Genomic DNA, 21,194 nt, shown 5'->3' on the forward strand with positions numbered 1-21,194 from the left:
ATGAGGCTATTGTTTTTTTAGGTGGTGAGTATTTGACTACTCATGACATCTGCACATCTGCAATTTGAACATCTGCACATCTATTTCGTTTCGTTATAAACACCAAATTCTGTAATGCTTGGCGCATCATTATATGTTTGGATAGACATACGCACTTTATCTCCCTTCACCTGGTTAAAGCGGTTAACTTTAACACGGCTAAGGTTTTCGCCCTCAAAAATTGTTTTCCAGGTAGTGCCATCAAGGTACTCAAGTTTGTATTTTTTAATATTGGCTTTACGCTCAAAAATCACCACGGTGTTGAACGGCTGCCCCGGTTTTAAGGTAACCTCATACCATGGACTTTTTACCCTTGGGTTTGATTGCCATGATGATTCAAAATCATCGTCGTTGGCAAAATCCATAATATTTGAGTCATCGCTCCAGCTTGAATTAGCAGGTACACGTTTAGCCAGGTTATGCGATATAATAGGAGGACCTGTTTCGCCCAATTTAGCCACTGGGCCTTCATTTTTCCATAACTGCCCTATTTGTTTTAAACCTGCAAGTGCGTTATCATCAAATAAGCCATCACTGTTTGGCGCCACATTAAGGATAAAGTTACAGCTGGCATTATTAAGAGGGATCAATACATCGTTTACCAGCTTGGTTACATCACGTATTGGGGTTGTAGGAAAATCAGTTTTCCAGAACCAATTGGCTTGAATTGGCAAACAAGCCAATGCCGGCATTTTGTTGGTTTCTTTTGATACCCGCTGACCAGCACCCATTTCATAGGTTTTAATATCTGTATAGTATAAACCTTCGGCCGGGTATTTGGCGCCATTAAGATCCATCAATAAGCAGTTTGGTTGTATTGATTTTACCAGCTTATAAATTTCTTCAAACGGAACATCGTCATAAGAAATTCTTGACCATGGGGCATCCCATCCATCGATTATAAGTGCTTCAATCTGACCATAGTTGGTAAGCAACTCTGTAATTTGCTTTTTAACCATGTCGATATGCTTTGGCTGGATCATGTTTGGGCGCAAACGGTGGTGCGTATCCAAAATTGAATAATACAACATCACCTTTAAACCCTGATCCCTGAATGCTTTGGTGTATTCCTTTACCACATCCCTTTTCAGCGGGCTATGCATCACGTTATAATCGGTAGTTTTGGTATCCCAGATACAAAAACCGCTATGGTGCTTTGTGGTAAGGCAACCATAAGTCATATTTGCTGATTTTGCAGCCTTTGCCCACTGTACACAATCCAGTTTTGTTGGGTTAAATAAAGATGCAGGTGTTTCCGGATCAGGCCAATCAGCGTCCTGGTAGGTTGGAATGTTAAAGTGGATAAACATTCCAAAGCGCAGGTCTACAAATTTTTGCTGCAATTCTGATAAGGGGAGCGGCGTTTTTGAAACACTCTGTGCATTTAGGTTGGAGGCACTTAAAATTAAAGCGCACAATAAAAATGAAAGTAGCCTTTGTTTAATTGTATTAATATACATAATTAGTAAAACGTTTTATCGATTTAAATCAATTTGATAAACAGCTAAGTTTATAAAAATTTATCAACCGACATCCATTCATTTTGGCATATTATTCAATGATATTGACAAAGGCCTCCAATCAAATTATACACGCGTTAATTTTACCGGCGCGGTATGGTAGGCATTCCACTGGCATACATAAACGTTTTTATCCTCATCAACACAAACATCATGACCATGCTGAAACACAGGGTTCGTTGCCTGCAGGGTAGGCTGTAAAACGCCATTCTTATATACAGGTGCTGACCCGCCGGGATTGGAAACTACTTTATTATCCTTATCAAGCACGGTTACAAAGCCCGAATAATCAAAACGCTGCCCAGCCGCATTTTTGGACCAGCAAACACCGGCATAAATATTTTGATCATTCATTACCGCCCGGCAAACATACATCCCCGGCATATCAATTCGTTTGATGAACTTACCATCCATGGTGAATACCTTAAAGCAGTTTTCCTCGCGGGAGGTACAGATCAGTGTGGGGTTATTCTTATCCCGGTTATCAACCGTGATGCCATGCGCGTTAACCAGGTTATGATCTTTATTAGTATTATTATGCCCACCAAAATGACGGATATACTGCCCCTTGCTATCATAATGAATGATATAATCAGATCCGTATCCATCGGCTACATAAATATCACCGTTGGGTGCAACAGCCGTTTCGGTGGGTTTAAAAGGCTCATTATCCTTATAAACACCGATGGTGCGCGGGTGCCCGATGGCAAAGATCAGCCTGCCATCAACCGTAGTTTTCAATACCTGGCCAGATTGCCCGTAGGAATTACCGGTTTTGTCCTGCGCCCAGCCGCAATCGGTCAGCAGCAGAAAATCTTCGCCGCCTTCCTTACTGATGGTTAAACCATGCCCGCCCGGTAAGGCTGTGCCCCAGTAATCCAGCAGCTTGCCCGACTTATCAAATACAAGGATGTTGTTTTGTGTATGATCGCCCAGCATGATCAGCCGGCCCTTGCTGTCCTGCACCATCTCATGGCAGTTGGCCAGTGGATTACTGTTTACGCTGATTTTGGCCCATCCCTTATCACCTTTGTAAGTAAACCCGCCATGGCCAATAGTTTGAACGTCGGGTTGCAAATCCTTATGCAGGATTGCAAAACTGTTATTTACCGGCCCGGCAGCTACCAAAGCTGTTGCTATGGCTGATTTTTTTATGAAATCTCTTCTTGAATTTTCCATGGTTTATAATTGTACATACATAATTACAAAGTTTATATGTCTTTTACAAATCTTACCGTAATAAAGCGTTTTAAAATGTAACAGATGGCCGCATAAATAATCTATATGTTTATTAAATTCTGTTTAGTGCAAATAAAATATTAGTTTTAAATTGTTTGCTTTACACATACAAAACATCACAGGTGACACCTAATACTTTATGAGCATTACATTTGAACCACTTATAGCAATTTTAATAGCAACCCAGCTTCGCAAAAAGATAAAGGCCGAAGGCACCAGGCCCGATTTAGCCCAATATATGCTTTATGCCATGTATGCCGCCGTTGCATTGTTATGCCTTGGGTTTACTTTTCATAAAACAACATTAATTCTTTGGCTTGATCACCTCCTGATATTCGGGCTGGTAGCATTACCTTACGCAATAGATGAGTTTAAAAGTAGCCGTAACCTTAGTAACGCTATAATACCCTATGCTATAGCATCTTTTATTTCGGATGTGTTTGAAAAACTTTTCCCTAAGGTTTTTGAAAGCACTGAGGACTTTTTTCAAAGCGCCGTAGCCTTCGCTTTTTTATGGGCCTGTGCTATGTGGTTTATTAATCGTAAGCAAAATAAAGCTCTGGAAGTTGAACGCACCAAACGCCGAAATGAGGAAGAGCAAAACCGCATGATGGCCGCAATGAAAGTAAACCTGGAAAGCCAGGTTAAAGAACGCACGGCCGAGCTTACTCATCAGAAAGAAGAATTGCAGGGCGCCCTGGCCGAACTAAAAAGCACCCAGGCACAACTGGTACAACAGGAAAAGATGGCATCGCTGGGTGAGCTAACTGCCGGTATTGCCCATGAAATTCAAAATCCACTAAACTTTGTAAATAATTTTAGCGAAGTAAGTATTGAGTTACTGGAAGAACTTAAGGACGAAATATTAAGCAAATTGCCCGATGATGTTAAGCAGGAAGCGGACGACATCATGAGCGATATTACCCAAAACCTTACCAAAATAAACCAGCATGGCAAGCGTGCCGATGCCATTGTAAAAGGGATGCTGCAACACTCACGCACTACAACAGGTAAAAAAGAGCCCACCGATGTTAATGCCCTTGCCGACGAATACCTGCGCTTAAGCTACCATGGTCTGCGCGCTAAGGACAAAATGTTTAACGCCGGTATGAAAACCAGTTTCGACGAAAACCTGGGTAAAATAGAGGCTATTCCGCAAGACCTGGGCCGGGTATTGCTCAATCTTTTTAATAACTCCTTTTATTCTGTTGCCGAAAAGAAAAAGCAAAACATACCGGGTTATGAACCTACAGTAAGTGTAGTTACCAAAAAGGTTAAAAACGCTGCAGGCCTAAGCGCCGTAGAAATAACAGTAAGCGATAATGGTACCGGCATCCCTCAAAAAGTGCTGGATAAAATATATCAGCCTTTCTTTACCACCAAACCCACAGGGCAGGGAACAGGGTTAGGCCTATCAATGAGCTACGATATCATTACCAAAGGGCATGGTGGCGAGTTGAAAGTGGAAACAGCCGAAGGGGAGTTTGCCCGGTTTACTATCACCATTCCTGATATAAAAGCCAATTAATAGCATACAATTGGCAAGAATTTCATTTCTTATTAACAACCTATACAATAAACATAAAATTTAACTTTGGAATAATATTTACTTATGAAAATACTTGTTGTTGACGATGAGGCCGATGTACAGCCGTTGTTTTTACAACGTTTCCGCAAAGAAATAAAAAGTGGAGAAATTGAGTTTAACTTTGCGCAATCCGGAGAAGATGCCATGACATTCCTGGCTGTTAACCATTCGGAAGTGGTATTGATCTTATCAGACATCAACATGCCGGGCATGAGCGGCTTAGAGCTTTTGGATAGAATAAGGCATACCTACGAAAAGCCACCGCCGGTGGTGATGATGATAACTGCCTATGGCGATGACGAGAATTACAAACGATCAATGGAATTAGGCGCGAATGACTTTTTGACCAAGCCGCTTGATTTTAATAATTTAAAAGAAAAACTTAAACATATAGAACAATAATGGCCAAGATACTGGTGGTTGATGATGAATCGGATCTGGAATTTTTGATAAAACAAAAATTCAGGAAGAAGATACGCGAAAAGGTTTACGATTTTGTATTTGCCCATAATGGTTTTGAAGCATTAGTCAAACTTGCCGAGGAACCTGATATTGATGTTGTGCTAAGCGACATCAACATGCCCGAAATGGATGGCCTAACCTTGCTCACAAAACTCCCCGAGGCTAATCCTATACTAAAGGCGGTAATGGTATCTGCTTACAGCGATATGGATAATATTCGTACCGCCATGAACCGTGGCGCTTTTGACTTTGTATGTAAACCGGTAAATTTTGATGATTTGGATATCACCATCGAAAAAACCCTGCTACATGTAATTGAGCTCAAAAAAACACTACAGGCCATAAAAGAGAACAATATCCTACGCATGTATGTGGATGAAAATGTTTTGAATTTTATGACCCATAAGGAGTTTGAAGCCAGTCTGTTATCTAACGAATCCATTGATGCCACGGTTATATTTATTGATATATGTGGTTTTACAGCGATATCAGAGCATGTACCAGCCAACACTGTTGTAGGCTTAATAAACAAGCTTTTTGATTTGATGGTGAAAGAAATTATAGCGCAAACCGGGCATATTGATAAATTTATGGGTGATGCTGTTATGGCGGTTTTCAGAGGCGAATACCATCTCGACCGTGCTATTGACGCTGCTTTGGCCGTAAGAGAAAAAATGAACGCAGCCGAAGCCATAATTTATGGCGATAAAACTTTTAAGCCCGAGGTTTCTATTGGTATAAATTCCGGCGAAATGATATCGGGCAATATTGGTTCGGCATCCTTAAAACGACTGGATTATACTGTAATTGGCGATGCTGTTAACCTGGCCCAACGCCTGCAATCGGTAGCCAAAGCCAACCAGATCATTGTTACCGATGAGGTATATGAAAAAGCAAAAGAATCGTTCGCTTTCAACAAGATTGGGGAAGTAAACCTGAAAAACAAGTTGAAACCTGTGGAGATTTATGAAGTAGTGAGTTAGTAGCAAGTAGTTAGTATCAAGATAGCTACAGGAAGTGGCTTCTTCATAAAATCTTGATACTTGATACTAACTACTTGACACCAAAAATCAATGTTCCCTTACGCGTTTCTTTAAAACTCCGCCGGCAGCTTCTTTAATACTATTGGTAAATACAAAAGCCTTAGGATCAATACTGTGAACCAGATTTTTTAGTCTGCGTACCTCAAAACGGGTTATTACGGTGAAGATGATATCAACCGGCTGATGTACATCAAAACTCCCCTTTAAAAAACCGCGTTCCCCTTTATAAATGGTAATGCCGCGCCCCAGTTCCATTACCAGCTTTTCTTTGATGATCTCGCTTTGGCCGGATATAATGTTTACTGCAGTATATTCCTCTAAACCATCAATAACAAAGCTGATAGTGCGCGAAGCCGTGTAATAAGTTAATATAGAGTACAATGCGGTTGGAAGGCCCAATTCAAAAGCTGCTATTAAAAAGATAATAATATTGATACCTAAAATAATTTCGCTGATGGTAAAGCTGCTGCGTTTTAGGGTGTAAAGAGCCAGTATCTCGATACCATCAAGCGCACAGCCTCCGCGGATGGAAAGCCCTACTCCTAAGCCCATAAATACTCCGCCAAATATAGATACCAGCAACTTATCGGATGTAATGACAGGGTAAGGCACATATAGAAGGCAAATGCCCAATCCTATAACACAAATAAAGGTTTTAAGCGCGAATGCCCGGTTTACCTGGAACATCCCCATGATGATAAACGGGATATTGGCTGCAATGATGACGAAAGCTATATTAATATGATATAGCTCATGAATAAGCAGGGAAATTCCGGTTACCCCACCATCAAAAAATTGGTTGGGGACCAAAAATCCTTTTAAGGCAAAGCCGCAAAATAAGATCCCAATAACTACGGTAACTACATCCTTAATTATTTCAGGTAAACTATGCTCCGGTTTAGACATGTATATTATTTAAATTTAACGCTTCAATTATTGCTTTCAGGTGCTTTTCCTTGGCAGCCGCCCTTAAATCTACAGCCGTTTTGGTAAAGTAATGATGGCTTCTTAGAAAGCTTACCTGTTGTTTATCCCATTCCTGTTCATTTTGCAGGTGATGTGTTATTACAAGTTCCGAAAATAACCTTTTGCTGAGTATAAAAAAATCATTCCGGCCTAAATAATCCAAATCGGCATCACAAATAATTTCACCCAGTTTATTGCGCGGACTTTGCGGCAGTTTAGTGGCCATAATAATATCACAGATCGTCGCTATTTCATCAGGCGAATAATCAAATTCCGGCAAGTATTCACGCGCAATTTTACAGGAACTATTTTCATGATCATCATGCCCATACAGAAAACCAGCATCATGAAACAAAGCGGCAGTTAATAACAAAACAGTTTCATTTTCGCTTATCTCCTCACCTAATGCAATTTGTTTTGCCGCTGTGTAAACATCTTCGGCATGTGTAACATTGTGGTAGTAAAAATTGGCAGGGAGTTTCCTTTTTATTTTATCCAGTATAAATTCCCTCGCCTTATCAATCTGCATTTTAATTAAATAGGCCGCTAATATAATAAATTGCCCTGCCAGGAACGGCTGAACGTAGAAAATCTAGGACTAATACAATAATGTATTAATAATTACAATATTAGTATATTTACATACAATAGAGGAGTATGGATTTTATAAACAAAAATATTTTAGTAGTTGGCGGCAGTTCAGGTATAGGATTCTCGTTAATTAATTTACTTTCTTTGGCTGGCGCAAAAGTTTATAATGCATCAAGAAATCCAGCAAATAATTGGCCTCAAGGAATAAATCATATAGCACTCGATGTTTTAGGCGACATGAGCATGTTGGCATCTCAACTTCCCGATCAATTGCATGGATTAGTTTATTGTGTTGGCAGCATCACCCTAAAACCATTTTTACGCGTAACTACCGATGATTTTTTAAATGATTACAGGCTTAACGTTATTGGTGCTGCAGGAGTTATTCAGCAAGCGCTTAAATCTCTAAAAGCTGCACCATCATCCATTGTTTTGATAAGTACCGTTGCCGTAAAAACAGGCATGAGCTATCACACCAGTATCACGGCAGCCAAAGGCGGTGTTGAAGGTTTTGCCATAGCACTTGCCGCCGAACTTGCACCGCAGCTGATCCGTGTTAACGTAGTTGCTCCATCATTAACTGATACACGCCTTGCGCAAAATTTATTAAACACACCAGAGAAACGGGAAAGTGCAGCCAAAAGACATCCTTTGGGGAAATTTGGCCTACCGGGCGATATTGCATCTGCTATTGCGTTCTTATTATCAGACGAAAGTTCCTGGGTAACCGGACAGGTATTGGGTGTAGATGGCGGTTTGGGTAATTTAAAATAAGATGATCAATAAACTGATAGCCGATAACGCTTTTTTATCGTCGCAACGGCACGTTGGCGATGCACCTGCCGACGAGTTCATTGCCCGCGTTTTTAATGAAGCCACGCAAAAAAAAGATCTTTACAATTGGCTAAATGAATTAAATAGCAACACGCAATTATCATTACCATCACTTTTTGCGGATGAGCAACTTGTTAAAGATACGTGCCAGCTCCCATTTTGGGCAGATAGTAAATTGATGGCCAAAGGTTCCGCCTTTTTTACCCGCCATGCTACTTTGATCATGAATTTACTTGGGCTACTATCGCTGCCCTATTGCTATGCTGCAGCGGATGGTGCAATGGTATTATATTTATCAGATAAGATACGCAATGATACCGGCAAACGCCTTTATGATACCGCTGAGTTTGTATGGACCGTTATGGCGCCCGGCGCCTTTGAACAAAATGGCAGAGCGTTTGCAGCTATATTAAAAGTAAGGTTGATGCATGCGGCAGCAAGGTATTACACCTTAAAATACAATACATGGGATAGTGCGTGGGGCAGTCCAATAAATCAGGAAGATATGGCTGGAACAAATCTTGCTTTTTCATTAATAGTGATGAGGGGACTGCGTAAATTTGGTATTAATATCAGCGAAACCGACAGGCGGGCATTTTTACACTTGTGGCAAGTTATAGGTTATAAATTGGGTATTAAAACTGAATTATTGCCTGCAAATGGTAAAGAAGCCTATGATCTTGAACAAGCTATAAGGTCGCGGCAATTTAAAGCATCTGAACAGGGTAAGACATTGACAACCTCTTTAACAGATTTTTTTTCCAAACTGGAAAACATCACTCCTCTATCCCATAAAGAAACCGTACAACTCATGCGCTATCTACTTGGGGATGAAGTTGCTAACCTGTTGGATATACCGAAAGGAAACCTACCCGATAGTACTATCCATTTAATGCAGATCACTAATACTTTTAAAGATTTAAAACCGGTTGATAATCTTCATCATACATATCTGGACCTTTATTATCAATTTAAAAAAACAAACTTAACAGGGGCAAAATAATTGCACATTATTAATAAACAAACGTAATTGTATATTTACAAGTTAAAATAACTGCTACTTAAAATAGGCCCAATTATTGGTTTAATATGCTTATTTTAAATACCGGGTAAAATGAAGATATGAAATCGTACGAGCTGGCCCATCAAATGTTGAATTTAATAGAGGAATTTGAAAACCAAAATCCTGGGAAAGATCTTTCGCTCCAGAACTTCGCCGGCTTCTTTTTGAACCATGTAACGGAAAGCGTTAAGCCTATAGATTCTTCAGATGTACGATTTGGCGACCAGGAGCCAGAGGCGCAGCAATTGGCTTTTCAAATTGATAATGCCATAGGGCGATTGGTGGTTTACATGAGCCGGTATGCAAAATTCTACATAAAAAAAGCTTTAGATAAAACACCTTTGCAAACGGCAGAAGACTTTACCTGCCTGGCCATATTACTTACGCACGATAACCTTTTAAAGGGCGAACTTATCAGCCGCAACATTCAGGAAAAAACATCAGGAACAGAAGTAATCAGGCGCTTAATTGCCGCCGAACTGGTGGATCAAACTGATGATGAAAATGATAAACGCAGCAAGCGCATCACTATTACTCAAAAAGGCAGGGAGCTTCTTTACGTAGTATTTAACGATATGAATAATGTTGGTAAAATAGTTACAGGCAACCTTAATATGCATGAAAAATTAACATTACAATTTTTACTTCAAAAACTGGAAGACTTTCATTACGATGTTTATCAAAATAAAAACATCCACTCCAAAACCGACCTGCAAAAATTAGCGGAGGAAAATTCTTAATAGTTCAATACCATTCTAAATTTTATAATTTAATACAATATTGTATATTTGATTAATCGATCAAATATGCTGCATTTACAGGTTAGTATTGATAAAAATTCAGGTTTTTGCTTTGGCGTGATATATGCCATTGATATGGCCGAGCAGATCCTTGCCGAGAAAGGTTATTTATATTGTCTTGGCGATATTGTTCATAATGATGAGGAAGTAAAGCGTTTACAGCAATTGGGCCTTATTATTATTGATCATGAAAGATTCAATGAACTACGTAACGAAGAGGTATTGATTAGGGCGCATGGTGAACCTCCTTCAACTTATCAAATCGCACTCAATAACAATTTAAAGTTAATGGATGCCTCTTGCCCGGTGGTACTCAAACTTCAAAATCGTATCAAAAAATCATATGACAGTGGTAAAGAAATATACATTTTTGGCAAAGAACGGCATGCAGAAGTTATTGGTTTGCTTGGACAAACCGGTAACCACGCAATTGTATTTGAAAAATATGACGAACTTAATGCTCATACACTCCCCGCAGAAATAACTTTATATAGCCAAACTACCAAAAGCACTACAGAATTATACCATGTAAAAAATAGGCTTGAATCAAGGGGTATAAAAGTTGATCTCAAAGATACCATCTGCCGCCAGGTTTCTAATCGTGACGAGGAATTGAGAGGTTTTGCCTCGCGTTTTAATGTAGTGCTATTTGTTTCGGGCTCTAAATCATCTAACGGAAAAATGCTGTTCACAGCTTGCAAGGAAGCTAACCCGGCTACTTATTTTGTTTCGAGCCCAGACGATATTGATAATTCATGGTTTAAAGGAAAAGAGCAGGTAGGCATTTGCGGTGCAACATCAACCCCGATGTGGCTTATGGAAAATGTGAGAGACAAATTGCTTAAAATTTAAGTCGCCATACTTTAATGTTTTGCAAACGGCTATATTAGCTACATGAATAGTTGGTTCAAGAGTTACAAGGGCATTATATTTCTTATAGCAGGCATTACGGCGGGAAGTATCGCCGGTTTGTTTTTGGGTGATAAAGTAAACACTATTAAACCCATTGGCGATATTTTTCTCAACCTACTCTTTACAGCGGTTGTTCCGCTGGTTTTCTTTGCTATATCATCTGCTATTGCCGGCCTGGATGCCTCAAATAAACTGGGCAAATTATTGGGCATTACTTCAGTGGTATTTATATCAACAGTACTTGTAGCCGCCGTTATAACTATTATTGCCATCTGGGTATTCCCGATACATCAACATTTAGTGGCCAGCCCTATCACCGAGGCCATTGTTAAAAAGCCAATCGGCGATCAATTAACCAATCTATTTACCACCAGCGAGTTTTCCCAGCTGCTATCCCGTAAAAGCATGCTGGCTATGATCATATTTTCTGTACTGATAGGCTTTGCCACCTTGCGTTCGGGCGAGAAGGGGGCTGCTTTTGGGCGTTTTCTACATAGCGGCAACGAGGTGTTTAAAAATATATTCATCCTTATTATGAAACTGGGACCAATTGGTTTGGGCGCCTATTTTGCCTACCAGGTTGGCGTATTTGGTCCGCAGTTATTTGGTGGGTATGCCCGTTCCATGGCTTTGTATTATGGCGTGGGAGCATTTTATTTTGTGGTGATATTTAGTCTTTACGCATTTATAGCAGGTGGCGTAGGCGCGGTAAAAAGATACTGGCGCAATAACATCATTCCATCGGCAACAGCGGTTGGTACCTGCAGCAGTATAGCCACCATACCGGCCAACCTTGATGCCGCTAAAAAGATGGGCATATCTGATATTATTGCCAACGTAACCATCCCGCTGGGTGCAACGCTGCATAAAGACGGTTCAAGCATCTCGTCTATTGTAAAAATGGCTGTAGTATTTGCCTTATTTGGTAAAAGTTTTAACAGCGCCGAAACCATCGGTATTGCCCTGGCCATGACGGTTTTGGTGAGCCTGGTAGAAGGTGGTATCCCCAACGGCGGCTATATTGGGGAATTGCTGTTCATATCGGCCTATGGCTTCCCGCCCGAGGCCCTCCCTCCTGCCATGATCATAGGTACACTGGTTGATCCTATGGCCACATTGCTAAACGCCACAGGTGATACCGTAGCTGCTATGGTGGTTTCCCGCTTTGTAAATGGGAGAAACTGGATGTCATCCATAAGCCCCGGAGAAGAGGAACAATAAATTCGGATTTTGGCCTATGTATCTTGATTAAACCTAATAACTATATTTGTTAAACAAGCCTTAATACTTCACTATGCTGCACATCTTATACATCATAGCCATTATTGCCGAAGCCATGACCGCGGCGCTATCTGCCGGGCGACGGGATATGGATTGGGTAGGTGTTTGTATTATTGCCTGGGTTACCGCATTGGGCGGTGGTACTGTACGTAATATTTTGTTTGACCATTACCCCATGAGTTGGGTGGAGCATCCCGAATACCTGTTGATAACCGCGGGCGCTGCTATACTGGCGGCTGTAATAGCCAGGCTCATGACTAAAATGAAAACACTTTTCCTATATCTTGATGCTTTGGGTCTGGTGGTATTTACCATTATCGGTTGCCAGATAGCACAGCAAATAAACCTGCCTGCTACCATCATTTTATTAAGCGGTATGATAACAGGCTGCGCCGGCGGTGTACTGCGCGATGTGTTGTGTAACGAAGTACCTCTCCTGTTCCGCAAGGAAATTTATGCCAGTGCATCAATTATTACAGGGGCCTTGTATTTGGGTATAGAATATTTAGGTGCACCTGCGGGTGTTGCCATTGTTATTGCTTGCACCATTGGCCTTGCATTGCGCTTGCTATCTATCAAATACAATTGGCAAATGCCCAAGTTTGTATATCGCGAGGAATGGCATTAACTAATTAAGTTTCTTTTTATTCCTGTCATTTAAAAAGTTGCCCAGTTTCTCCACTTTATCGGTACCTATCACATCAACACCTAAGCCTATAAGGGCCTGCCATGCGGTTTTATTATCCGGCGTTTCCCAAAAACGAATCATTTTGCCGGCATTGTGCACGCTATCAATTACGCCAAGCAATCTGGCAGTTTCAACGGTGGGAATCTTGCCTGTGCCCTTCCATTTGCTGTATTTGGTAAAATTATAACTCAACAGGCTAATCCGCTGTAATTGTTGCGTAGTAAAACCAGTTAAATGATCAACATCAAAGGTTAGCCAGGTGGGGTAATTAGCAAGCTCAACAGCAGGTGGCACCCCGCCGGTTATTACTACGTGCAACCTGCCGGGCAAACCATTAACTGCAGCATAGTCCATTAATGGTTCCAGCTCTTCTATAATTAATGGCATCAGGATGTGGTAATCTACTTTTAGGTCGATAAGAAGCCTTAACTGCCTAGCGGTATCTACCTTTAATTTTTTTACCAAAGGATCGATATACATATTTTTTAATGTACGCTGTGGTTTGATATCTTTTTCTGCGTGTGCCACCATCAATTTTCCATTAACAGCAAACACGTCTGCTTCTATTGATCCAAAACCTTTATCGTAAGCGCCGTAAAATGGATTTTTATTGGCATAATCATTATGCGCATGGGCATCGGCCACGGTATAGATTTGCTTTTTTTGCGCAGAAACAACATTGGCAACGTTAAGCAACGCCGCCAATGTGATTGTTATTTTTAGTAGTTTGTTCATGAGCCCCCTACCCCCCTAAAGGGGGAATTAATAGTTAATTATTTTATTTATTAAAAGTTAAACCCACCATAGTTCCCCCTTCAGGGGGTTAGGGGGCCGTCTATTTTTCGTTCGATAACGAATAAGGAACGTCACTGTCTTTTATCCCCCTTGTTTTATTAGGCTGGGGCGCCATGTTGAAATTAATAGTAGCACCTTTTAATAACTCCTTATGGCTTAACCAGGTCAAATCATAAGGCTTTCCATTAAAATTGATGGTATTGATGAACCTGTTGGCATAGTTGTTATTTGCCGCATTTATGGTTACAGTTTTACCATTTTCCAGCTTAAGCGTAATTTTCTTAAATAATGGTGCTCCTAATACATATTGATCGCTGGCAGGGGTAACCGGGTAAAAACCCATTGCCGAGAAAACATACCAGGCAGAAGTTTGCCCGTTATCCTCATCGCCGCAATAACCATCTGGCGTTGCTTTATACAATTTGTTCATTACATCGCGTACGTGCAGCTGCGTTTTCCACGGTTCACCGGCGTAATTGTACAGGTAAATCATATGTTGAATCGGCTGGTTACCATGCGCGTACTGCCCCATGTTCACAATCTGCATTTCGCGGATCTCATGAATAGTTTCTCCGTAATAACTGTCGTCAAAAATTGGCGGCAGGGTAAATACAGAATCCAATTTGGTTATAAATTGCTTTTTACCGCCCATCAGGTTAATCAAGCCCTGGATGTCATGAAAAACACTCCAGCTATAGTGCCAGCTGTTACCTTCGGTAAAGGCATCGCCCCATTTAAACGGACTAAACGGCGTTTCAAATGAGCCATCTTTATTTTTACCGCGCATTAACCCTGTTGATGGGTCGAAAAGATTGCGGTAGTTCATACTGCGTTTTTTGTAAATATCAGTTTCGGCGGCTGGTTTGCCTAAGGCTTTGCCCAATTTATAAATGGTAAAATCGTCATAAGCATACTCCAAGGTACGGGCTGCATTTTCATTGATCTTTACATCATAAGGTACATACCCCAGTGTGTTATAATATTCAACACCCTCTCTGCCCGTGGCTGCAGGCCCCTTGTTATTGGCGCCATGAACCAGTGCCTCATACAGTTTATTAATATCGTACCCTTTACCGCCCTTTAAATAGGCTTCAGAAACTACCGAGGCGGAGTTATTACCAATCATTACAGCAGAATATCCGGGGCTCGACCACTCTGGCAACCAGCCTCCTTCTTTGTAATCATTGATCAACCCTTCCTGCATCTCTTTATTGATAGAAGGATAAACCAGGTTCAGGAATGGATATAATGCTCTGAAGGTATCCCAAAAACCGGTACCCGCAAATTTGTACCCCGGAAACACTTTACCTGTTGATGCACTGTAATGCACAATTTTATTATCGGCATCTATCTCATATAATTTATTTGGGAAGAAAACCATGCGGTAAAGGCAGGAGTAAAAAGTACGCGTTTGATCAATAGTACCACCTTCAACAGTTAAGCGATTAAGCGTTTTGTTCCAAACATCTTTTGCTTTTTGTTTGGTAACATCAAAACTATCATTACCTACTTCTCTTTTTAAATTTAGTTCGGCTTGTTCTATACTGATAAATGATGATGCCACCCTTAAATGCACCTTTTCGCCATGAGCGGTTTTAAAACCTATCAATGCGCTTGCATGTTCGGCTTTCAGTTCAAGACCATCGCTTAATGTAGTATCACTGTAGGTTTGTGCAAGGGTTATAGCCTTATCTACATAAATAACAAAATAGTTTTTGAAGTTTTTTAACGGCCCGCGGGCATATTTGGTAGAGTAACCTACAATCTTTTTCTCTCCGGGGATGATCTTTACATATGAACCTTTATTCAGTGCATCGATCACTATAAATGAGCTATCGGTTTTAGGATAGGTGAACCTGAACTGGGCTGCTCTTTCTGTGGGTGTAATTTCGGTTGTTACATCATGATCGGCAAGATATACGCTGTAGTAATATGGCTTGGCTATCTCGGCTTTGTGCGAAAACCAGCTTGCGCGGCCATTTTGAGAAACTTTTAGATGTTTGGTAACCGGCATAATTGCAAACTGCCCGTAATCATTCATCCAGGGTGATGGCTGGTGCGTTTGTTTAAAGCCGCGTATTTTATGCGCATCATAAGTATAAGCCCATCCATCGCCCATAACCCCGGTTTGCGGGGTCCAAAAGTTCATGCCCCAAGGCAAGGCTATCGCCGGGTAAGTATTTCCGTTCGATAAATCGTAATGCGAATCGGTTCCCATCAAGGGGTTAATGTATTCAACAGGATCGGTAACCTTGTTTACCTGCTGGGCAAATGAACTTGCAGCGGTAAAAAGGGAGGCAATAAGTACCAGGGCTTTCTTCATGCTTTTAAAATGATCTTTTTGGTAAAACGTTTAACCAGCCGTAAATATAAAAAGACTGGCACGTAAATGCCAGTCTTTTACAATCTTATTCACTAAATATTATTACCACCCGGTGTTTTGGGTAAGCTTACTATTGGTGCTTATCTCGCGCTGCGGAATAGGCCATAAGTAATATTGGGCTTTCATGGTAACATTTTGCTCATTTTTAGTAGCAGTAGCATCACCAAATGTATTATTGATCACATCATAAACCTGGTGTGTACGCTGAATGTCAAAATAAGCTTTGTTTTCATAAGCCAGCTCATGATAGCGTTCTTTCCAAACCTCTTTACGGAAGGCATCCTGGGTTAAAGCGCCAATTGGGGCCAACTGTGCACGTGCTCTTATCTTGTTGAGCTGGGCAATAGCGACGGTATTAGGCGCACCTTCTGCTTCGTTGCTAGCTTCCGCGTAAATCAACATAGCTTCGGGCAGGCGTAAAAAAGTCCAGTTTTCATCACTCTGACCGTTACCCGTTGCACTCTCTACGTGAAAATACTTATAAAGGGCGTGTTCGCCAAAGTTTATTATTGAACCATCTTTAAATGAAGGATAGCTTGAAAAATAAAACTGCCTTTCTTTGGTGCGTAAATCTCCGGCCTCGTAGCTGGCTACAAAAGCGTTGGTAGGAATCATTGCCCCAAGGTGATCGCCATATGAGCCAACCAATAGGTTAAATGGTACGGTTAATTGAGGAATTGCATTGGTAGCCACACCCACTAAGTAGTTGGATTGAAATATCAATTCGCCCTGATTTTTGTGTGCATTGTCATGCAGGTAATCGTACTTATCAAACAAAGTGTACGCGGTGCCATTTATAACTGGCAAAATTTCCGCAGCAGCTAAAGCATAATTTGCTGTCTTTTTAAGCGGGAAGCCTGCAGTAGTTAAATAAACGCTGGCTAACAAGGTACGTACAGCACCTAAAGAAACCTTACCTGTATTATCCGACTCTGGCAAGCCAGATACTTCAGCGGCTTTTAGATCGCTGATGATTTGATCATACACAGCAGATGCAGCTGTACGTGCAGGATAAAGATTAGGGCTGCTGAGGGTTACCGGAGTAGTGAGCAATGGCACATCACCGTATAACCTTACCAGGTGATAGTAGAAGAATGCCCTTAAAAAATAGGTCTCGCCCAATAAGGCCTTTTTATCAGCATCAGTCATTGGCGATATGGGAGGGATGTTGGCGAGTGCTAAATTAGCATTTGATATAGCTGCATAGCTATTTTGCCATACATCCTCAAAACCCGGGTTAACCGCATCTGTACGGTTATTGATAACGTTATTGTTGTTAACGCTTTGGCCTAATGACGTAGCGTGGCCTGCAAAAAGCTCGATGGTGATAAACGGGCTTTCGCCATATGCATCACCGTTTTGAAACAGGTAAAGCTTTTGATAAATACCATTAACAAATATACGCGCCTGGTTTGCACTGCTAAAATAATTGCTTTTTACAAAACCACCTTTGTTTTTTTCAACAAGTTCGTTTTTGCAACTGCTAACCAATATAGTGAGAATCAGTAATGAATAACCAATTCGGTATTTTTTTAAGTTAAACTTCATAATTGTATGTTTTAACGTTGAAATTAGAAACTAACATTTAAGCCAAGCAGGAAGGTTCTTGGTTTTGGATAATCATAAAACTGGATGCCTTGATTAAAGTTGCTGTTATTGTTAGGATTCTTAGGATCGTAACCGTAAGTAGAAACTTCAGGGTCATAGCCAGTATACTTGGTTATCACAAACAAATTTTGCGCCTGCGCATAAACCCTTAACCTGCTCAATTTTATTTTAGATATCGTAGCAGTTGGGAAAGTGTAACCAAGTGTCACAGATCTGCCACGGATGAAATTACCGCTCTCTACTTTTGTAGAGTAGATCTCTGTTTGGTAATATACATAAGCCGGCCTGTCTTCGGCGATGCTGGTATTTTGATTGGTTGGTGTCCATGCATTCAAAACTGTGGCATAGCTGTTAGCCTGGCCTGTACGATCCTGACCTGAGTGACGGGTTAGGTTCATGATCTGGTTGCCCCAGTTAAATTGCAAATCGACGCCTAAATCGATGTTTTTATAACGGAAGGTGTTACTTAACGTTCCGTAGCCATCTGGTATTGATTTACCAAGGATAACTTTATCATCAGCCGTGATTTTGCCATCATGGTTGGTATCCTGAATTTTCAGGTCACCAGGCAACTTGTTAAATACAGCAGCTTGAGATGCCTCTGCAGTACTCCATGTACCTAACACTTGGTAACCATAAAAGCTACCAGCAGGTAAACCTACACGCATCAGGTTAAATTGTGAAAGGAACGTTGGCGATAGGAATATATCATCGTTTGATGCTCCTAAGCTTAGTATCTTATTCTTTAAAAACGAGATATTGAATGAGGTGTTCCAGCTAAAATCTTTGGTTTTAATGTTCTGTGTATTGATGGTTAACTCCAAACCTTTGTTTTGTAAACGGCCAATGTTTTTGTAAACACTGTTTACACCACTTGTTTCTGGTAATGGTGCATTAAGGAGTAAACTTTGTGTTTTCTTCAAATAAGCATCCGCCTCAATGTTAATGCGGTTATTGAATAATCCTACTGAGAACCCAAGGTCATATTCAGCTGTTTTTTCCCATGATAAATCCTCGTTACCAATTGAACCTAATTGCGTACCAATAGCCTGGGCACCATTAAATACGTAGTTAACTGTACCAATTCTTGCCTGCGACTGGTATTCACCAATTTCGGAATTACCGGTTAAACCATAGCTCAACCTGAATTTAAGGTCAGATATTGTTTTATTGTCCTTCAGGAAATCTTCTTGTGAAGCGCGCCATGCGAAAGCTGCAGAAGGGAAGAAACCATTTTTAACGTTTGCACCAAAACGCGATGAACCATCCCTACGCCCGGTTACTGTTAAAAGATATTTTTCTTCGTAATTATAATTTAAACGACCAAAGTATGAGCGCATTTGCCATGCATCGTAATTTGATGAAGGAATGCCAGGGATAGAACCGGCGCCTAAATTATAATACTGATAATAATTATCAGACAGGTTGCTTGTATAAGCACCTAAGCCGGTTTGCTGGAAATTTTGCTGCTCTGTACCTACTACAACATTAATGTTATGCACCTTGTTAAAGGTTTTAGTATAAGTAACGTGATTTTCCCATTGCCAAAATGTATTGTTTTGCTCTTCAATTGAAGCCGAACTATTGGTTTGGCTTGCAACAGAACCTCCTACTAAACCGCTTTGAAAGTGAGGGTTGTAATTGGCAGATGTTGTTACGCCTAAAGTACTGCGGAAAACCAAGCCAGGTATAATGTTTATGTCAACATAGCCATTACCGCTGAAAATACGTTTTTTATAAAGCGCCTCAACCTCATTTGCCTGGGCCACGGGATTATCACCACCTTCTAAATTAGGGTAATCTGTACGTTTACCGTAAGTTCCATCAGGATATTTAATAGGAATAAAAGGTACCATTTCAATTAACATACGCGGAATGTTGTTACCTCCTGTACCATCATCGGCAGTACGCTGATCCTGGGTGTTGTAATTTAAGGTAGCACCAACTTTTAACCACGATTTTATCTGGTTATCAAAAGTCATGCGGGCGTTGTACCGTTTTAAATAGCTGTTTAAAATAATACCCTGATCGTTAGCATAGTTTAAAAAGAAACCATAGGTTAATTTATCTGTACCACCTGTAAATGTTAAGTTGTGGTTTTGGCTTACCGCGTTGCGGGTTGTAGCTTTTTGCCAATCCACATCGTAAAGCGGCTGCAGGTTTTGGTCAAATAATTTACCAATAAGCGCAGTACGTTGCAGTTTTGGATCTCTTGAAGCATAGTTTCCAGCTGCCCAACCTACCGGGTCATATTTTTTAATGTTTGCATATGATAGATCTTCAACTTCCATAAACTGTTTAGAGTTTAATACTGGAAGTTCTTTGGCCATATGCCCTACACTTACATAGGCATCGTAACTAACCGTACCTTCTCCCCTTTTTCCACGTTTGGTGGTTACCAGGATAACACCGTTTGCACCACGGGTACCATAAATAGCTGTTGATGACGCGTCTTTCAATACGTCAACCGATTCGATATCATTTGGATTGATCGCATTACCACCTTCTGTCCAGATAACACCGTCAACTACGTACAATGGATCAGATTTAGTATTGATAGAGCTAAATCCACGGATCCTGATCTTGGTGTTACCGCCTGGCGCGCCAGAGTTTGTTGAAACATTAACACCGGCAATTTTACCAGATAATTCCTGCTCCAGGTTAGTTTGTGGTCTTTCCTGTAATTGTTTTGCAGCTACGCTACCAACCGAACCTGTTAAATCAACACGTTTTTGGGTACCATAACCTACAACAACCACTTCGCTCAGGGCTTTAGGTGCTTCAACCAACAAAACATTCAGCGTTGTTTTGCCGGCAACAGCTACTTCTTGTGTAGTGTAACCAATAAAGCTAAATATTAGTGCTGCATTTTCGGGTGCATTTAAAGTGTATTTACCACTTGCATCCGTTTGAACACCAACGTCAGTTCCCTTAATTTTAACGGTTACGCCAGGCAAAGGACCTTTTTCGTCAGATACCGTACCAGATACCTTTATATCCGCAACTGAAGCTACAACAATATCTTTCTTTTTAACCACAATGGTTTCCTGGAAAATTTTGTAGGTTAAAGGCTGATCTTTAAAACATTGGTCAAGAGCTTGCTCCAAAGGAACGCCTGCTACTTCAATATTAATAGTACTGGCTTTTGACACATCCTGCTTATCATACATAAAATGATAACCGGTTTGCTTTTCAATTGATCTGAGTATCTTTTCAACTGAGGCATTTTTTTGATGCAAGGTAACCACCTGGCTATAGGTTTTGGCACTTACATTAGTAAGTACCGCTACCATGATAATAACTGTTAGCTTCATAGCTAAAATTATTTTGGATAATTGGGGCCATACCAAAGGCGTGGCCTTAGAATTAAAATTCATAAGTT

17 protein-coding genes are annotated in these 21,194 nt (G+C 40.7%); 9 read left to right on the forward strand and 8 right to left on the reverse strand.

The annotated features are described in order from the left end of the window. Window positions 1-80 precede the first annotated feature (80 nt). Together AC1D0K_RS12100 and AC1D0K_RS12105 are read right to left on the reverse strand one after the other, a co-directional pair. Window positions 81-1,499 carry an alpha-L-fucosidase gene (locus AC1D0K_RS12100; protein ID WP_295718023.1) on the reverse strand — a complete coding sequence of 473 codons (1,419 nt, stop codon included), beginning with the start codon at window positions 1,497-1,499 and terminating at the stop codon, window positions 81-83. Between the two features lie 126 nt (window positions 1,500-1,625). Next, a complete protein-coding gene (locus tag AC1D0K_RS12105; protein WP_477396003.1) occupies window positions 1,626-2,738 on the reverse strand; it encodes a twin-arginine translocation signal domain-containing protein in 1,113 nt (370 codons plus the stop codon). 199 nt (window positions 2,739-2,937) lie between these two features. Between AC1D0K_RS12105 and AC1D0K_RS12110 the strand changes: the two genes are divergently transcribed. The 3 genes from AC1D0K_RS12110 (at window position 2,938) to AC1D0K_RS12120 (ending at window position 5,831) form a co-directional block, all read left to right on the forward strand. Further along, window positions 2,938-4,326: an ATP-binding protein gene (locus AC1D0K_RS12110; RefSeq protein ID WP_295718028.1), complete on the forward strand. Its 1,389-nt coding sequence runs from the start codon at window positions 2,938-2,940 to the stop codon at window positions 4,324-4,326. Window positions 4,327-4,410: 84 nt separating this feature from the next. Then, window positions 4,411-4,788 (forward strand): response regulator, encoded by a 378-nt coding sequence (locus AC1D0K_RS12115; protein WP_477396006.1) that lies wholly within the window; start codon window positions 4,411-4,413, stop codon window positions 4,786-4,788. After that, window positions 4,788-5,831: an adenylate/guanylate cyclase domain-containing protein gene (locus tag AC1D0K_RS12120; protein ID WP_477396008.1), complete on the forward strand. Its 1,044-nt coding sequence runs from the start codon at window positions 4,788-4,790 to the stop codon at window positions 5,829-5,831. The genes AC1D0K_RS12115 and AC1D0K_RS12120 overlap by 1 nt, the downstream gene beginning before the upstream one ends. An 87-nt stretch (window positions 5,832-5,918) precedes the next feature. Here the strand turns inward: AC1D0K_RS12120 and AC1D0K_RS12125 are convergent, their stop codons facing one another. Both AC1D0K_RS12125 and AC1D0K_RS12130 read right to left on the reverse strand, forming a co-directional pair. Continuing rightward, window positions 5,919-6,797: a YitT family protein gene (locus AC1D0K_RS12125; RefSeq protein WP_295718033.1), complete on the reverse strand. Its 879-nt coding sequence runs from the start codon at window positions 6,795-6,797 to the stop codon at window positions 5,919-5,921. Next, complete coding sequence (locus tag AC1D0K_RS12130; RefSeq protein ID WP_477396011.1) at window positions 6,790-7,386, reverse strand: HD domain-containing protein; 597 nt, start codon at window positions 7,384-7,386, stop codon at window positions 6,790-6,792. Before AC1D0K_RS12130 ends, AC1D0K_RS12125 begins: the two co-directional genes overlap by 8 nt. 128 nt (window positions 7,387-7,514) lie before the next feature. Here AC1D0K_RS12130 and AC1D0K_RS12135 point away from each other — a divergent pair, with 128 nt between their 5' ends. From AC1D0K_RS12135 to AC1D0K_RS12160, 6 genes are all read left to right on the forward strand, one after another. Continuing rightward, entirely contained in the window at window positions 7,515-8,222 is a 708-nt protein-coding gene (locus AC1D0K_RS12135) for an SDR family NAD(P)-dependent oxidoreductase (protein ID WP_477396013.1), read from the forward strand. Between the two features lies 1 nt (window position 8,223). Then, window positions 8,224-9,285 carry an oxygenase MpaB family protein gene (locus tag AC1D0K_RS12140; RefSeq protein WP_477442412.1) on the forward strand — a complete coding sequence of 354 codons (1,062 nt, stop codon included), beginning with the start codon at window positions 8,224-8,226 and terminating at the stop codon, window positions 9,283-9,285. A gap of 119 nt (window positions 9,286-9,404) precedes the next feature. Further along, entirely contained in the window at window positions 9,405-10,085 is a 681-nt protein-coding gene (locus AC1D0K_RS12145) for a MarR family winged helix-turn-helix transcriptional regulator (protein WP_477396018.1), read from the forward strand. 66 nt (window positions 10,086-10,151) lie between these two features. Next, window positions 10,152-10,997 (forward strand): 4-hydroxy-3-methylbut-2-enyl diphosphate reductase, encoded by an 846-nt coding sequence (locus tag AC1D0K_RS12150; protein ID WP_477396021.1) that lies wholly within the window; start codon window positions 10,152-10,154, stop codon window positions 10,995-10,997. A gap of 42 nt (window positions 10,998-11,039) precedes the next feature. Further along, a complete protein-coding gene (locus AC1D0K_RS12155) occupies window positions 11,040-12,278 on the forward strand; it encodes a dicarboxylate/amino acid:cation symporter (RefSeq protein ID WP_477396023.1) in 1,239 nt (412 codons plus the stop codon). Between the two features lie 73 nt (window positions 12,279-12,351). Further along, window positions 12,352-12,966 (forward strand): trimeric intracellular cation channel family protein, encoded by a 615-nt coding sequence (locus tag AC1D0K_RS12160; RefSeq protein WP_477396025.1) that lies wholly within the window; start codon window positions 12,352-12,354, stop codon window positions 12,964-12,966. Here the strand turns inward: AC1D0K_RS12160 and AC1D0K_RS12165 are convergent, their stop codons facing one another. The 4 genes from AC1D0K_RS12165 to AC1D0K_RS12180 all read right to left on the reverse strand — a co-directional run bounded on the left by AC1D0K_RS12165 (window position 12,967) and on the right by AC1D0K_RS12180 (window position 21,126). Then, the gene (locus AC1D0K_RS12165; RefSeq protein ID WP_477396027.1) at window positions 12,967-13,761 is read right to left on the reverse strand and encodes a PI-PLC domain-containing protein; all 795 of its coding nucleotides are present in this window, start codon (window positions 13,759-13,761) and stop codon (window positions 12,967-12,969) included. 100 nt (window positions 13,762-13,861) lie between these two features. Then, window positions 13,862-16,144, reverse strand: coding sequence for a GH92 family glycosyl hydrolase (locus AC1D0K_RS12170; protein ID WP_477396029.1), 2,283 nt, complete (start codon window positions 16,142-16,144; stop codon window positions 13,862-13,864). 102 nt (window positions 16,145-16,246) lie between these two features. Then, complete coding sequence (locus tag AC1D0K_RS12175; protein WP_477442414.1) at window positions 16,247-17,752, reverse strand: RagB/SusD family nutrient uptake outer membrane protein; 1,506 nt, start codon at window positions 17,750-17,752, stop codon at window positions 16,247-16,249. A gap of 23 nt (window positions 17,753-17,775) precedes the next feature. Further along, window positions 17,776-21,126 (reverse strand): TonB-dependent receptor, encoded by a 3,351-nt coding sequence (locus tag AC1D0K_RS12180; RefSeq protein WP_477392019.1) that lies wholly within the window; start codon window positions 21,124-21,126, stop codon window positions 17,776-17,778. Between the last annotated feature and the right edge of the window lie 68 nt (window positions 21,127-21,194).

It is taken from the genome of Mucilaginibacter sp. P1_A3, from assembly GCF_056406855.1.